The sequence below is a fragment of the Hydrogenophaga sp. BPS33 genome (genome assembly GCF_009859475.1).
Taxonomy (GTDB): Bacteria; Pseudomonadota; Gammaproteobacteria; order Burkholderiales; family Burkholderiaceae_C; genus Hydrogenophaga.
Map to the genome: position 1 here is coordinate 4,731,864 of NZ_CP044549.1, position 14,373 is coordinate 4,746,236.

Below are 14,373 nucleotides of genomic sequence, written 5' to 3' on the forward strand. Positions count from 1 at the left end.
CGCTACACTCGACCGCCGGGTGCGCGCCAGCCCACCCCCGTGCACCGCATCAGAGGAAGCCATGCAAACCGTCAACGTGTTGTGCATCAAATGGGGCAAGAAATACGGCCCCGACTACGTCAACAAACTCCACAGCATGGTGTCGCGGCACCTGCACCGGCCCTTCCGTTTCGTCTGCCTGACCGACGACGGCGCCGGCATCGACCCGAGCGTCGAGGTCAAGCCGATTCCCATGGTGGGCTTTGACGAGTTCGACCATCGCAAGCCCTGGAGCTTCGGCCACGGCTGGCTCAAGCTCACCAGCTTCACCGAGCCGCTGTACGACCTCACCGGCCCCACGCTGTTCCTGGATCTGGACATCGTGATCGTCGGCAGCCTGGACGAATTCTTCGAACAGCCGGGCGAGTTCATCGTCATCAAGGAATGGGACAAGAAGGACGGCACGGGCAACACCTCGTGCTACCGCTTCACCATCGGCGCGCACACCGACGCGCTGGAACACCTGAAAAACGGTTACCCGCAGTCGATCGCCGACGTGCGCAACGAGCAGGAATACATCACCGGCTTCCTCAACCAGCAGGGCAAGGTGAGCTACTGGCCCGAGGCCTGGTGCCGCAGCTTCAAGCGCCACTGCATGCGCCGCGGTCTCATGGGCTGGTTCTCGCCGCCCACCATTCCAGCGGGCGCAAAGATCATCGTGTTCCACGGCAAACCCAACCCGCCGGACGTGATCGCCGGCGTGAGCGGCAAGTGGTACCGCCGCGTGCTGCCCGCCCAATGGGTGTCCGACCATTGGCGCTGAGCGCCGTGTCCTGGCCCCAGCGGGCCTATCGACTGGCCAGCCGCGCACTGGCCTTGCCCTTGCTGGGCTGGTTGTGGTGGCGCGGACGGCGCGAGCCCGGCTACCGGCAGAACTTGCGCCAGCGGCTGGGCTTCATTCCCATCGAGCCCGAATCCTTCGGCTGCATCTGGGTGCACGCGGCTTCGGTGGGCGAGGTGCAGGCGGTGCAACCGCTGCTGCATGCGTTGCTGAAGGAATGGCCCGCGCACGCCATCGTGGTCAGCACACAGACCCCCACCGGCGCGCGCGCATTGCACGCGCATTGGGGTGAGCGCCTGCGCCACGTATTCGCCCCGATCGACACACCCGGGGCCATGGCGCGGTTTCTCAACCGCCTGCAACCCCGCCTGCTGGTCCTGGTGGAGCGCGAGCTCTGGCCCGAATGGCTGCAGCAGTGCCGCGCGAACGCGGTGCCGGTGGCGCTCGTCAACGCGCGGCTGTCCGAGCGTTCGGTGCGCACGTATTCGCGGTGGCGCGGGCTGATGCAGCCGGTGTGGGCGCAGCTCACGGTGCTGGCCGCGGACCCCGAAAGTGCGGCGTGCTTTCGCGCACTGGGTGTGCCCGAAGCCCGGTTGCACGAGACCGGCAACCTGAAGTTCGACATCGCCGCGCCCGGCGCGCCTGCGGCATTGCCCAGCGCCTTCGACGGCCGCACGCTGATCGTCGCGGGCAGCACGCACGAGGGCGACGAAACCGCGTGGCTGGACGCCTGGAAAGAACTCGCGTCCGAGCATCCCCAATGGTTGCTGGTGCTGGTGCCGCGCCACCCGCAGCGCTTCGACGCGGCCGCACAGCTCGTGCAAAGCCGCGGTTTCTCCTTGGCGCGGCGCAGCCGTGGCGAAACGCCCAGCGCCGCCACCCAGGTGATGCTGATCGATGCCATGGGCGAACTCACGCATTGGTACCAGCACGCCGCTCTGTGCTTCGTCGGCGGCACGCTCGCGCCCATCGGCGGCCACAACCCGCTGGAGCCCATGGCGGTCGGCCAACCCGTGCTGTTCGGCCCGCACACGCACAACGCCGCCGCGCTGTACAGCGAAATCGAGCGCACGGGCGCAGGGGTCTGCGTGCGCGATGCGCAGGCGCTGGCCCATGCGGCGCGTCGGTGGTTGACGCAGCCGGCCACGCAGGCGGCGCATGCCGACGCCGCGCGCGCCCTGATCGCGCAACACCAGGGCGCGGCCGAGCGCAGCCTCGCGCGGTTGCAGCCACTCTTTCGGCCTGCGGGCATCCCGAATGTGTCGCGGGTCGCCACCGCCACGATGGGGAAGAGCACGGCCTGGTTCGACCCCGCCCTGCTGAACGCGGTGACCGAACAGACCTTCGATCCGCAAGCGCGTGCTGGGAGCACCGCGCTGGCCACCGGCAGCGGCCGTGGCCAGGTCTTGCGGATCGGCGACGGCGAGCGCGGCCAGGTGCTGCGCCACTACCGGCGCGGCGGCCTGATGGCCAAGCTCAGCAAGGACCGCTTCTGGCGCACCGCGCCGCACGAGAGCCGCGCCATGCGCGAGTTCGCCCTGTTGCGCCAGATGCGCTCGTGGGCATTGCCGGTGCCCGCGCCCGTCGCCGCCAGCCACCGCCCTCGCGGTGCGTGTTTCTATGAAGCCGACATCGTGGTCGGCCTCATTCCCGACAGTGCCAACGCCGTGCAGCTGCTGCAGCAACGTGCGCTCACCACCACCGAATGGGCCGCCCTCGGCCAGGCCATCCGCCGCATCCACGAGCGCCAGGTGTTCCATGCCGACCTGAACGCGCACAACCTGCTGCTCGATGGCGCGGGCCAGGCCTGGGTGGTCGACTTCGACAAGTGCGAGGTCCGCGCCGGCGAGGACTGGAAGGCGCGCAACCTCGAGCGCTTGCTGCGCTCGCTGCGCAAGGAAGCGGGCCGCGTCACGCCCTACCACTGGACCGAAGCCGCCGATTGGGCCGCTTTGATCGGCGGCTACCAAAGCATTTCTACATTCCCATGACGGTGTCCTCCTTTCTTCAAACGGCCGCCAAAGCCTCGTTGGTGTTGGTGTTCTTCGCGTTTCCGGTCTCGGTCGCGCTGGCCAATGTCGGCTTGTTGTTCACGCTGCTGTTCTGGCTGCTCGGCTGCGTGTGGGGCACCTCGTGGCGCGACACCCGCGCGGCGCTCTCCAACCCCGTGGCAGTGCCGGCGCTGGCGCTGTTCGCGTGGATCGCGCTGGCCGCGCTGTGGTCGCCCGCCGAGGGATCGCAGATCGGCGCGGCGCTGCAGAAGTACACCAAGTTCCTGCTGCTGCCGCTGTTCATCGGCCTGTTGAACGACGCCAGCACGCGCCGCCGTTGCTGGCAAGGTTTCGCGCTGGCGATGTTGCTCACGCTCGTGGTCACCTGGCTCAACGTCTGGTTCGACTTCTCCTGGACGCGCACGCACAACCAGGGCTTCGGCGAAGACCACACGGTGTTCAAGGACTACATCTCGCAGGGTCTGCTGATGTCGCTCTTTACCATCATGGCCCTGCACCATGCCATGAACGCACGCACCCGGCGAGTTCGTGTGCTGGCGGCGGTCATCGCGGGTCTGTCAACGTTCAGCGTGTTGTTTCTATCGTCTGGGCGCACCGGCTACCTGGCCTTGCTGGTGGCCCTGCTGGTGTATGCAGTGTTCGCTTTTGGGCGGCAATGGCGCAAACTCCTGACCTCCATTGCGGCGGTTGTCCTATTGGCGGCAGCGACCATCCTCACGTCCACCCAACTGCAATCCCGCATGCAGCAGGCTTGGCAGGAAGCACAGGCCAGTAGCATCCACGTTCCGGTGACATCGACCGGCTCGCGTGTCGAGATGAGCCGATTTGTGCTCCAGAGCTCGCTGGAGAAACCCTTGCAGGGCCATGGCACGGCCTCGTACCCTTCATTGGCCAAGGGCCATTTCACGGGCTTCGGCTGGTGCGCCGTGGTCTGCGTGCACCCGCACAACCAGTTCGCGTTCTTCCTGTTCGAGCAAGGCGTGATCGGCCTGCTGCTGTTCCTCTGGTTCATGGCCGCCATCGCTCGCCAGGCCTGGCGCGAAGAGGTGCCGCAACGCGCCCTCATGCTGGCGTTTCTGGCCATCATGGCCGCGGCGAACCTGTCGCACAGCTCGTTCTGGCTCTCGACCGAGAACCACTTCTTCATCCTGATGACCGCGCTGCTCATGGCCGCCGCGCGCCCCCGGCAGCCGGCATGAAGAAGACCATCGCCTTCCACTCCAATCAGCTGTCGATCCGCGGCACCGAGGTCGCGCTGTACGACTATGCGCTGCACAACGAGGCGGTGCTGGGCCACCGCAGCGTCATCGTCTACAACACCACGAGCCCGCACAACGACGCGGCGGCACTGGCGAAGTTTCAAGCCCGCTTTCCCGTCGCGGGCTACCGCGATCGCAGTGAGCTCGATCCGCTGCTGGCGCAACACGGGGCCGGTCTGCTCTACACGATCAAGGCCGGCAAGGACGATGGCCTGTGGTCGCGCACGGTGCCCACCATGGTGCATGCGGTGTTCCCCACGAACCCGTCGCAAGCGCACGGCGCGTCCTACGCCTTCATCTCGGAATGGCTGAGCCGGCACTGCTCGAACGACAAGATTCCCTGTGTGCCGCACATCGTGGACCTGCCCGACGTGGATGGCGACCTGCGCGCCGAACTGGGCATTCCCGCCGAGGCGAAGGTGCTGGGCTGCTACGGCGGTGCGCACAGCTTCGACGTGCCCAGCGCCATCGAGGCGGTGCGCCAGGTGCTCGATCGCACGGCCGACACCTGGTTCGTCTTCCTCAACATTGCCCGCTTCGTCGACCACCCGCGCGCGCTGTTCCTGCCGGGCAGCAGCGACATGAACACCAAGACCCGCTTCATCAACACCTGCGACGCGATGCTGCACGCGCGCCTGCAGGGCGAGTCCTTCGGTCTGGCCTGCGGCGAGTTTTCGATCCGCAACAAGCCGGTGCTCACCTATGCGCGCAGCAAGCACCGGCACCACATCGACGTGCTGGGCGATGCGGCCTTCCTGTACACCGACGCGGCGTCGCTGGTGCAGATCATCGAGAAGCTGGACCCGGTAGCCCTGCAGCAACGCTCGTGGGACCGCTACTCAGCCCGCTACAACCCCGAGGTGGTCATGGACCTGTTCGACCAGCACCTGATCCAGCCCGCGCTGCGCAACCCCGGCCGCGCCAAGCCCCAGCTGGACTTGCGTTGGGGCGATCGCATTTCTTACTACCGGCTCAAACTGCGCATGCGCCTGGGCAGTTGATACGCCTCAGCGGTGCGCGATCACGTCGATGACGCACTTGCCGCCATAGGGATTGGCGGCCACGCCCACCACGGTGCGTGCGGGCCGAGGGTCCTGGAAGCGCGTCTCGAACTGGCGGTTCGCATGCTCGCGCAGGCCCAGGTCCACGAGGAAATAAGTGGCTTTGACGATGTGGCGCAGTTCGAGACCCACGCTGCGCAGGCGGCGCTCCACCTCGTCCAGCGCGGCATCCACGGCCTGCGCGTCACCTTCGACGGGCTGGTGTGTCGCGTAGTCGATCGATGTCGCACCCGAGATGTAGACCACACCGTCTTTTTCGAACGCGAGGCTGTAGGGATGTTGGCTGGAGCTCATCGGAATTCCTTGAGGGGAAGTTGAAGAATGCGGTCAGTGGCCCGCCGTCGCCACGGCCGGCCGCCACGCCAGCAGGCGCCTGGACAGCATGCCCAGCAGGCCGTCACTGGACAGCACCAGCGCGGTGACGACCACCAGGCCGGCGTACACACCCACGGTGTCCGAGGTCTGGCGTGAGTGTTCGATGTAGTAGCCCAGGCCGCTCTCGGCCACCAGGAATTCGCCGACCACCGCCGCACTGATGGCGCGCGGTATGGCCACCTTCAAGCCTGCCAGCAGATAGGGCGTGATGGACGGCAGCAGCACTTCGCGGGTCGCTTGCCAGGACGACGCGCCCATCAGCCGCGACATCTGCAGCAAACGGCCATCGACCGCCCGCAAGCCCGAGATGGCCGTGATGAACACCACGTAGAACACCATCAGGGTCACGACCACCGCCTTGGGGGCATCGCCGATGCCGAACCACAGGATGAGCAGGGGCGCCAGCGCGAATTTCGGCACCCCCATGGAGGCCATGATGTAAGGCTCCAGTGCGGCGGCCAGGCGTGCGCTGCGCGCCATGGCCAGGGCCACGAGCAAACCTGCGCACCAACCCGCCACCAGACCGATGGCCGACACCCGGGCGGTCGACACCAGGTGCTGCCACACGGTACCGTCCTGCGCCATGTCCCACAGGCGCTCGAACGTGTCCAGCGGCGAAGCGATGGTGTATGGACCCAGCCACCGATGCGCGCCCTGCCACAGGAACAGCAACACAAGCAGCATGGCCCAACGTCCCGCCACCACCGACCACGTTCCACGTCCGGTGTTCGTCGCAGCGCTGCTCATTGCACCTGCGCCCGGATGCGTTCGTGCAGGTCCGTGAAGCCGGGCTGCCCCAGCAGCGACTCCAGCGCCCGGGGCCGAGGCAGATCCACCACGTGTTCGCTGGCGATGTGTGTCGGCGCGCGCGACAGCACAAGCACCCGGTCGGCCAGGCCGATCGCTTCGATGATGTCGTGCGTGACGAACAGGATGGTCTTGCGCTTGACCGTCCAGAGCTTGAGCAGGTCGCTTTGCAGGTGCAGCCGGGTCTGCGCGTCCAGAGCGCCGAAGGGTTCGTCCATCAGGATGATGGGCGGGTCGTACACCAGCGTGCGGATGACCGATGCCCGCTTGCGCATGCCGCCCGAGAGCTCGTGCGGGTAGTACTTCTCGAAACCCAGCAATCCCACGGCGTCGAGCAATTCGCGCGCGCGTTCCAGGCCCTGGGCGTCCAGGCGGCCCTGCACCTTCAGCGGGAACACCACGTTGTCGAGCAGGTTGCGCCAGGGCAGCAGGTTGTCGTCTTGCGTGACGTAGCCGATGCGGCAGTTCAGGCCCGGGCTGGCCAGCGGCAGCGAAGCGTCGGACACGCGCTCTCCCGCCAGCCAGATCTCACCCTTCGAAGGCAAGTCGATCTGCGACAGCAGATTCAGCAAGGTGGACTTGCCCGATCCCGATGGTCCGATGATGGTGACGAACTCGCCCTCGGCCACCGAGAAGTTCATGTCCTCGATCACCCAGCGCACCGATTCTGCGGCGTCGCGCGTCTGGAACGCGCGTCCCAGGGTTTTGACTTCAAGCAGCGCAGGGGTCATGGCTTCATCCGATGGAAGAGATCTTGTGGGCATCCGAAGAGACGGGCGGCCGCCAGGCGAGCAGCCAACGCTCGAGCAGCGCCACGCAGACATTGGCCACCAGCGAGATCAATGTGATGGCCAGGAGCGCGACGAAGACGCCGCGCGTGTCGAAGTCGGTCGCGCTGGCCTGCACGAGATAGCCCAGCCCCCGGTTCGACGAAATCAGCTCCGTGATGACCGCGCTGCTGATGGCGTACGGCACCGCCACGCGAAAGCCGCTGAGCACATAGGGCAGCGCGCCGGGAAGCGTCACGTGCCATGCCACATGGCGCCCGTTGGCCCCCGCGATGCGCGCCATGTTCACCAGGTTGCGGTTCGCCGACTCGATGCCCGCACGCGTGCTGAACAGCACGATGAAGAACACCGCGCTGGCCACCACGGCAATCTTCGATTCGATGCCGATGCCGAAGACCACGATGAACAAGGGCGCGATCGCCACCTTGGGAATACCGTAGCCCGCGACGAGGTAGGGCTCCAGCATGTCTTGCAGCTTCGGCCAGTGCTGCAGCAGCAATGGCACGGCGATGCCCGGCACACCACCGAGCACGATGCCCACGAGCGTGGCCTGCAAGGTGTAGCTGGCCTGGAACGCCAGGGTGCCGTTCGTGGCCACCTCGACGAAGCCCTGCACCGTTGACCATGGCGACGCCACCCAGTATCTGCCGGCGGCCCAACTGGCCACTTGCCAGATGGCCACGAGGGCGACCAGCACCCACACGCGGTCCCAGGTGGCCTGCCGCAACCAGGCGCGCTTGCTCATACGGCCGTCGCAATGCCAGTGGCGAGATTGAGAACGGGATCGTGGAAACGCCCTCGGTCCATGAGGACTTCGCCATCGAGGTGCACCGTGCAGTCGCACATAGGCATGTCGATGTGCCCCTTGGTGTCGCGCTTGCCACCCATGTCGGTGTTCGGCCCGGTGGAGAACAGAAAGTTGCCCGAGAACACGCGCGCCATGATGTGCAGTTCGTCGAAGTCGTTGCCGTGCCGGATGATCTGGTCCCAATGTCCACCGGGGTGCAGACCCACACCGAGGTGCGACACCGCATACGGGTCCAGGTCGTCTTCGGCGCGCTTGTTGCTGTCGAGCCAGTAGCGGAAGGCCTTGGCGTCGAGCCCACCGTCCACGCTGCGGATGAAGCCATCGCGCACCTCGAGCCGCACCGGGTTCTCCACCGCACGGATGTACGGCAGGATCCACATGTCACCCGGTTGCAGCACCACGGTGCCGTTGGCCGAGCCTTCGTCGGGGAAGTTGGTGATGTGGCCCGCGCCCCAGGCATCGAAGCGCCCCGCCTCCTCGGAGAAGCCGTACTGCTCCTTCACACGGAACTCGCCGCGGCTCCACGTCAGGTCGGTGCCGGCATCGGAGGTCAGGCGGATGTGCTTCGCCGCGCCCCAGAGCGCGGACGCCCGCTTCACAGCCTCCTTCAATCCCGGTGGCGACTGCAGCTTGGCCAGCACCTCGGGCGAATCGGCAATGGACAGCACACGGGCACCGGCCGCGCGCACCGTCTTCTGCCAGCCACTGAAGTTGGGCGGGTGGAACACGCAGATCAGATCGGCACTGCTGAGCGCCTCCAGCATGCCCTTGGCCTTGCCCACCACTTCGACGCCGATGCGCAACCAGTCGGGCGAGTTGCTCATGCCGATCTCGTAGGCATTGGCACCCAGGTCTTCGGCAGCGGCAAAGCCCGCCTGCACGTAGTCGCGCCGGGTGCTGCCATCGGTGAGCAGCACCACGGTCTCGCCCGGCGAGACGCGGCAGAGCTCGAACTGCTTGCGAAACAACGCAGGGATGCGAGCGGGGTTGATCTGTTGTTTGCTCATGCGATCTCTTGTCCTCTCATGCAATGGTGCAAGCCACGGTTCGTCACGGGTTCAGATGGGCTTCGACGGCTTGCGCGAACTGCACCGGCTTCTCCAGAAAGGACCAATGCCCCGCGCCCTCGATGGCGCGGTACTTGGCGCCTGGAATGGCTTGTGCGATGCGCTGGTTGAGCGGCTCGGGCGTAACGCCATCTTCGGTGCCGCAGATCACGGCGGTGGGCGCTTCGATCTGACCGGCAAAGGCGAACAGGTCCGACCCCGCCACCATGCGCGCCGCCTGGCCAAAGCCCGGCTGCCGCAGCCGCGCCAGCATCGCGCTGGCATGCTCCAGCAGCTCCGGCGATGCCGAAGCAGAAAGCAACTTCGGCGCCCTCGCCCGGGCATAGACCCAGGGATCGCTGGCATCCTGCGTGAGACGCGTCGACAGGATCTGGCTGCGCTTTTGCTCGTCGTAGCCCAGGTGACCCGAAGAACAATCGGCCAACACCAGGCGGGCGACGCGCCGCGGCCAGAGACTGGCCAAGCGCGCGGCGATCAAGCCCCCCATCGAGTGCCCCAGAACGTTCGCACGCTCCAGACCCAGGGCATCCAGCAAGTCCAAGGCCGCGCGGGCGTAATCGTCCAGCGTCGGGTCCGGCACCGCAAACGGCGTCGATCCGCCATAACCCGGCGCGTTCCAGGCCAGCAGACGCCGCCCCTGGCCCAGCGCCGAGAAGACGATGTCCCAGGCGTCTGTGCCGCCCCCCACGCCGTGCATCAGCAAGAGCGGCTCCCCTGTACCTTCGTCCCGAACCTCGACATCGCCTCCGCGCGACAAGCCCACACGGCGCAAGACTGGCGCTGCGGTTTCAACGGACATATTGGTTGTTGAAAAGGGTTTCGTATTCCTTGGAGCGGTCTGCTTCCTTGAGCAGGCCCGCGCGCACGTTGTAGAGCTCGACGTTCTTGAGCTGGTCCACGTTCACCAGGGGCACCTTGGGCGTTGCGCGCTTGAGGTATTCGACCGATTGCGCCAGCACGTCCTTGGACAGCGCGGGGAAGCGCTTGGCCAGAATGGCCTGCGTCTCGGCCGGCTTGTCGTGGATGAAGGCAGTGGCCTCCGCGAACACCTTGCCCATGGCTTCGCACAGCTGCTTCTTCTCGGCGCACACCTCGGGACGCGTGACGACAAGTTCGTGCGCGAAGGGCATGAGGTCGGAGGGGTCGCCATCGGCGCCGCTGGCCAGCATGACAGCCTTCTTTTCCACCACGGGCGGCAACGCCCACGGCAAGGTCATGCCGAATGCATCGATGCGTCCCGACTCCAACGCGGTCTGCATGCTGCTCGGGTCCATGGGCACCACCCGCAACGTGGCCGGATTGATGCCGCCGGCCTGCGCCACCAGCATCACATACGCATGGGCGATCGAGTTGACCGCGTCCACCGCAATGGTCCTGCCGGCGAGCAGCTTGGCCCGTTGTGCCAGCGGTTGCGAAGCCTGGAAGCCGGCCGCATCGGCGAGATCCTTGCGGAAGGCGATCTGCACGATCGGCCGATCGATCGTGGTGGCGATGGCCAGCATCCGCTGCCCCCGCGCAGCGGCCCGCGTGAACGAACTGCCTGAAGACTGCGTGAAGTCCGTGGCCTTGGAGACCACGGCGTTGAAGGCGCCCACGCCCTTGATGACGGTCGTCTTCACCGACATGCCGTGCTTGCCCCACAGATCGAGGTCGTCGGCGATGTAGCTCACCGTGAAGGCGAGACTGGTCGCGGGAATGGCCATCGTGGTCTCCTCGGCAGCGCTGGCCGCGTGAGGCACAAGAACACCCCCCAACAGACAACCCGCCGCCAGCCACATGCTGCGCAATAGATTCATGTCAACACCTCCATCCACAAAGGAACAAAAAAAATGGACCACGAACAACGCCAGGAGAAATCAGTTTCCGGGATCATCGTAGACCAGATAATGGGACACAGCAACAACTGAGTTACGATCGTCCCAATTTTTGAGACATCTCCTTTTCGCGTTCACACCATGTCCGATTCGCCCATACTCAAGAAAGGCCTGGAGGCCGTACAGATCGTCGCGCTGCGCGGAGAGGTTTCAGCCCGCGAACTCGCCGATGCGATGAACCTGCCCAAGAGCACGGCGCATCGGCTGCTGACCAACCTGGTCGGTGTGCGCCTGCTGCAGATGGCGCGCCGCCCCGAAGGCGACCACTACGCCCTGGGCTCCCTGGTCGGTGAACTCAGCGGCGCCGCGTTCATGTGGCGCCCTTTGGTGCAACACGCCAAACCCGAGCTGGCCGCGGTGCGCGACGACACCGGTGAGACCGTGGCCATCCACATGCTGTACGGCAACCGCCGCGTGCTGCTGGACCAGGTCGTGAGCTACCACCAGTTGCGCTGGGTCTATGGACATCACATGGCGCCCATGCCCTTGAAGGCCGGCGCCACCGGAAAGATGTTCCTCGCGATGCTCGAGCCGCACGAGCTGGAAGAGGTGCTGCGGCGCGAACTCGGCCAAGCGCAGAAGCGCGATCAGGCCAAAACCCTGGAAGCCTTGCGCGCGAAGATCGACGCCATCCGATCGCAGGGCTATTCGATTTCTGCCGATGAACTCAACCCCGGCATCACGTCCATCGCCGTCCCTGTCGTGCAACAGCAGACCGATTCGCTGCCGCGCGCAGTGATCAGCCTGGCGGCACCGAGCCTGCGCGTCACCGACGCTGCCTGCAAGCAATACGTGCGCCGGCTTCGCCAGGCCGCCAGACGCATCGCAGCATCCATGGCGGCCGCTGCCTGAGCTTCAGGTCACGCCGTCCACGCTCGACGCCAACGCCACCGCCTCGTGCAAGGCCGCCAGCTGCGCCGAGTGCTGCGCGGCCAGTTTCGCCAACTTGCGACGCCCCGCCGGCAACAGATGCACTTCCACCTGCCGGCGGTCGTGCTCGCTGGGCTTGCGCACCACCAGCCCGTGCTCCTCGCAACGCGTCACCAGCGCCACCGCGCCGTGTACCTGGGTCTGAAGGCATTCGGCCAGCTCTGAAATGCTCGCCCACTGGCGGCCCGCAAAGCCCTGCGTGTGCAGCATGAGCTGGTATTGAAGCGCGGTAATGCCTTCTTCTCGCGCCGCGTCTTCGCTGAAGCGCAAGAAACACCGCAGCTTGTAGCGGAAGTCGGACAAGGCTTCGTAACGGTGCTTTTCCAGGGATCGGTCTTTCGGGGGCATGGTCCTTCCTCATCCACGAGCCGCCGGACTATATCAGCGCGCCCGAAAAAGTTCCCTTGGCGCGCACCAGGGAAATTACTCATGTCATGATGCAATTTAGTTCATATCATGATGGACCTGACCAGAACCTGACTCAGCTGTGCACCACAGCAGCAGGTGCCTCCGCAAGCGCCCGACCCAACGGGCCGCTCTTGTTCACCCATTCCCCTCCACCATGCAAATCAAAAGCCGCAAAGACTTTGCCTCCGGCCTGATGTTCATGTTGATCGGTGCCAGCTTTGCCATCGGCGCGACCAACTACACCATCGGCAGCGCCGCCCGTATGGGCCCCGCCTACTTCCCCTTGATGCTGGGCATTCTTCTGTGCGTACTGGGCGCAGGCGTGGTCTTCTTCTCGCTGATCAAAGGGCGGGAGGACGGCGCGCCCATCGGCCGCATAGCCTGGAAACCCGTGCTGCTCATCATCGGCGCGAATCTGCTCTTCGGCATCCTGCTCGGCGGCATTCAAACCCTGGGCGTGCCGGCCGTGGGGCTCATCGGCGCCATCGTCGTGGCGGTGGTCATCGCCAGCATGGCGGCCAGCGAATTCCGCTGGCGCGCCGCCCTGGTGCTGGCCGCGGTTCTGGCCGTGGGCAGCTATCTCGTTTTCGTGCTTGGGCTGAACCTTCAGTTCCAAGTGTGGCCCCATTTCCTCGCAGGTTGAACCACCATGGAATTGCTTGACCACCTCGCGCTGGGTTTTGGTGCCGCCTTCACGCTGCAGAACGTGCTGTACGCGCTCATCGGCTGCCTGCTGGGAACGCTCATCGGCGTGTTGCCCGGCATCGGCCCGCTGGCGACCATCGCCATGCTTTTGCCCACCACGTACGCGCTGCCACCGGTGGCGGCCTTGATCATGCTGGCCGGCATCTACTACGGCTCGCAATACGGCGGATCCACGACCGCGATCCTGGTCAACCTGCCGGGCGAGTCGTCGGCGGTGGTCACCGTCATCGATGGCCACCAGATGGCCAAGAAGGGCCGCGCCGGTCCGGCGCTGGCAGCGGCGGGCATCGGCTCCTTCTTTGCCGGCAGCGTGGCCACGCTTGTGCTGGCCGCATTCGCCCCGCCGCTCACCGAGCTCGCCCTGAAGTTCGGCCCGACCGAGTACTTCGCGCTGATGGTGCTCGGCCTGATCGGTGCGGTCGTGCTCGCCTCCGGCTCCCTGCTCAAGGCGATCTGCATGATCATCACCGGCCTGCTGCTGGGCCTGGTCGGCACCGACGTGAACTCGGGCGTGGCCCGCTTCTCCTTCGACATTCCCGAGCTCACCGACGGCATCGCCCTGGTCGCCATCGCCATGGGCATCTTCGGCTACGGCGAGATCATCGCCAACCTGGCCAAACCGGAAGAGCACCGCCAGGTCTTCACGGCCAAGGTCAAGGGTCTGTTCCCGACCGCGCGCGACTTCCGCGACATGGTGCCGGCCATCCTGCGCGGCACCGCGCTGGGCTCCGCGCTGGGCATTCTTCCTGGTGGCGGCTCGCTGCTGTCTTCCTTCGCGTCATACACGCTGGAGAAAAAGATCAAGAGCCGCCCGGACGAGGTGCCGTTCGGACAAGGCAACATCCGTGGCGTGGCAGGCCCCGAATCGGCCAACAACGCGGGCGCGCAGACCTCGTTCATTCCCCTGCTCACGCTCGGTATTCCCGGCAATGCGGTGATGGCGCTGATGGTGGGCGCGATGACGATCCACAACATCCAGCCGGGTCCGCAGGTGATGACCAGCAACCCCGAACTGTTCTGGGGCCTGATCGCCTCGATGTGGATCGGCAACGCGATGCTGATCATCCTGAACCTGCCGCTGATCGGGGTCTGGGTCAAGCTGCTGACCGTGCCTTATCGCTGGCTGTTCCCCGCCATCGTGGTGTTCTGCGCCATCGGCGTCTACTCCACCAACAACAACACCTTCGACGTGTGGATGCTGGGCTGGTTCGGCATCGTCGGCTACATCTTCCACAAGCTGGAGTGCGAGCCCGCGCCCTTGCTGCTCGGCCTGATCCTGGGTCCGATGATGGAAGAGTATTTGCGCCGCGCGCTGCTCATTTCACGCGGGGACTGGAGCGTGTTCGTCACCCGCCCGATCTCGGCCACGCTGCTGGCCGGTGCGGTGTTACTCGCGCTGATCGTGCTGCTGCCCAGCGTGAAGCAGCGCCGCGAGGAGGCATTCAAGGAAGAAGGTTGA

General features: G+C 65.8%; 15 protein-coding genes. 7 read left to right on the forward strand and 8 right to left on the reverse strand.

Annotated elements, in window-relative coordinates; translation table 11 throughout:
- Positions 1–61 precede the first annotated feature (61 nt).
- The 4 genes from F9K07_RS21760 to F9K07_RS21775 are packed head-to-tail and all read left to right on the forward strand — an operon-like array spanning position 62 to position 5,092.
- Positions 62–802 carry a glycosyltransferase gene (locus F9K07_RS21760; protein WP_159595405.1) on the forward strand — a complete coding sequence of 247 codons (741 nt, stop codon included), beginning with the start codon at positions 62–64 and terminating at the stop codon, positions 800–802.
- A gap of 5 nt (positions 803–807) precedes the next feature.
- On the forward strand, positions 808–2,811 hold the full coding sequence (locus F9K07_RS21765) for a 3-deoxy-D-manno-octulosonic acid kinase (RefSeq protein ID WP_159595406.1): 2,004 nt from the start codon (positions 808–810) through the stop codon (positions 2,809–2,811).
- Complete coding sequence (locus F9K07_RS21770) at positions 2,808–4,031, forward strand: O-antigen ligase family protein (RefSeq protein WP_159595407.1); 1,224 nt, start codon at positions 2,808–2,810, stop codon at positions 4,029–4,031. Before F9K07_RS21765 ends, F9K07_RS21770 begins: the two co-directional genes overlap by 4 nt.
- The gene (locus F9K07_RS21775) at positions 4,028–5,092 is read left to right on the forward strand and encodes a hypothetical protein (protein ID WP_159595408.1); all 1,065 of its coding nucleotides are present in this window, start codon (positions 4,028–4,030) and stop codon (positions 5,090–5,092) included. The genes F9K07_RS21770 and F9K07_RS21775 overlap by 4 nt, the downstream gene beginning before the upstream one ends.
- A 6-nt stretch (positions 5,093–5,098) precedes the next feature.
- Here the strand turns inward: F9K07_RS21775 and F9K07_RS21780 are convergent, their stop codons facing one another.
- Genes F9K07_RS21780 through F9K07_RS21810 form a run of 7 tightly spaced genes read right to left on the reverse strand, consistent with a single transcriptional unit; the run spans position 5,099 to position 10,793 of the window.
- Positions 5,099–5,446, reverse strand: coding sequence for a RidA family protein (locus F9K07_RS21780; protein ID WP_159595409.1), 348 nt, complete (start codon positions 5,444–5,446; stop codon positions 5,099–5,101).
- 33 nt (positions 5,447–5,479) lie between these two features.
- Positions 5,480–6,274: an ABC transporter permease gene (locus F9K07_RS21785; protein ID WP_159595410.1), complete on the reverse strand. Its 795-nt coding sequence runs from the start codon at positions 6,272–6,274 to the stop codon at positions 5,480–5,482.
- Positions 6,271–7,065: an ABC transporter ATP-binding protein gene (locus tag F9K07_RS21790; protein WP_159595411.1), complete on the reverse strand. Its 795-nt coding sequence runs from the start codon at positions 7,063–7,065 to the stop codon at positions 6,271–6,273. Before F9K07_RS21790 ends, F9K07_RS21785 begins: the two co-directional genes overlap by 4 nt.
- A gap of 4 nt (positions 7,066–7,069) precedes the next feature.
- Positions 7,070–7,867, reverse strand: coding sequence for an ABC transporter permease (locus F9K07_RS21795; RefSeq protein WP_159595412.1), 798 nt, complete (start codon positions 7,865–7,867; stop codon positions 7,070–7,072).
- Positions 7,864–8,937: a hypothetical protein gene (locus F9K07_RS21800; RefSeq protein WP_159595413.1), complete on the reverse strand. Its 1,074-nt coding sequence runs from the start codon at positions 8,935–8,937 to the stop codon at positions 7,864–7,866. The genes F9K07_RS21795 and F9K07_RS21800 overlap by 4 nt, the downstream gene beginning before the upstream one ends.
- A 43-nt stretch (positions 8,938–8,980) precedes the next feature.
- On the reverse strand, positions 8,981–9,796 hold the full coding sequence (locus F9K07_RS21805) for an alpha/beta fold hydrolase (RefSeq protein ID WP_159595414.1): 816 nt from the start codon (positions 9,794–9,796) through the stop codon (positions 8,981–8,983).
- Complete coding sequence (locus tag F9K07_RS21810; protein ID WP_159595415.1) at positions 9,786–10,793, reverse strand: ABC transporter substrate-binding protein; 1,008 nt, start codon at positions 10,791–10,793, stop codon at positions 9,786–9,788. The genes F9K07_RS21805 and F9K07_RS21810 overlap by 11 nt, the downstream gene beginning before the upstream one ends.
- Before the next feature lie 159 nt (positions 10,794–10,952).
- Here F9K07_RS21810 and F9K07_RS21815 point away from each other — a divergent pair, with 159 nt between their 5' ends.
- Complete coding sequence (locus tag F9K07_RS21815) at positions 10,953–11,723, forward strand: IclR family transcriptional regulator (protein WP_159595416.1); 771 nt, start codon at positions 10,953–10,955, stop codon at positions 11,721–11,723.
- Positions 11,724–11,726: 3 nt separating this feature from the next.
- On the opposite strand, the gene F9K07_RS21820 is transcribed toward F9K07_RS21815, so the two are convergent.
- Positions 11,727–12,149 carry a MarR family winged helix-turn-helix transcriptional regulator gene (locus tag F9K07_RS21820; RefSeq protein WP_159595417.1) on the reverse strand — a complete coding sequence of 141 codons (423 nt, stop codon included), beginning with the start codon at positions 12,147–12,149 and terminating at the stop codon, positions 11,727–11,729.
- Positions 12,150–12,363: 214 nt separating this feature from the next.
- Here F9K07_RS21820 and F9K07_RS21825 point away from each other — a divergent pair, with 214 nt between their 5' ends.
- Both F9K07_RS21825 and F9K07_RS21830 read left to right on the forward strand, forming a co-directional pair.
- Complete coding sequence (locus tag F9K07_RS21825; protein WP_159595418.1) at positions 12,364–12,852, forward strand: tripartite tricarboxylate transporter TctB family protein; 489 nt, start codon at positions 12,364–12,366, stop codon at positions 12,850–12,852.
- A gap of 6 nt (positions 12,853–12,858) precedes the next feature.
- The gene (locus F9K07_RS21830) at positions 12,859–14,373 is read left to right on the forward strand and encodes a tripartite tricarboxylate transporter permease (RefSeq protein ID WP_159595419.1); all 1,515 of its coding nucleotides are present in this window, start codon (positions 12,859–12,861) and stop codon (positions 14,371–14,373) included.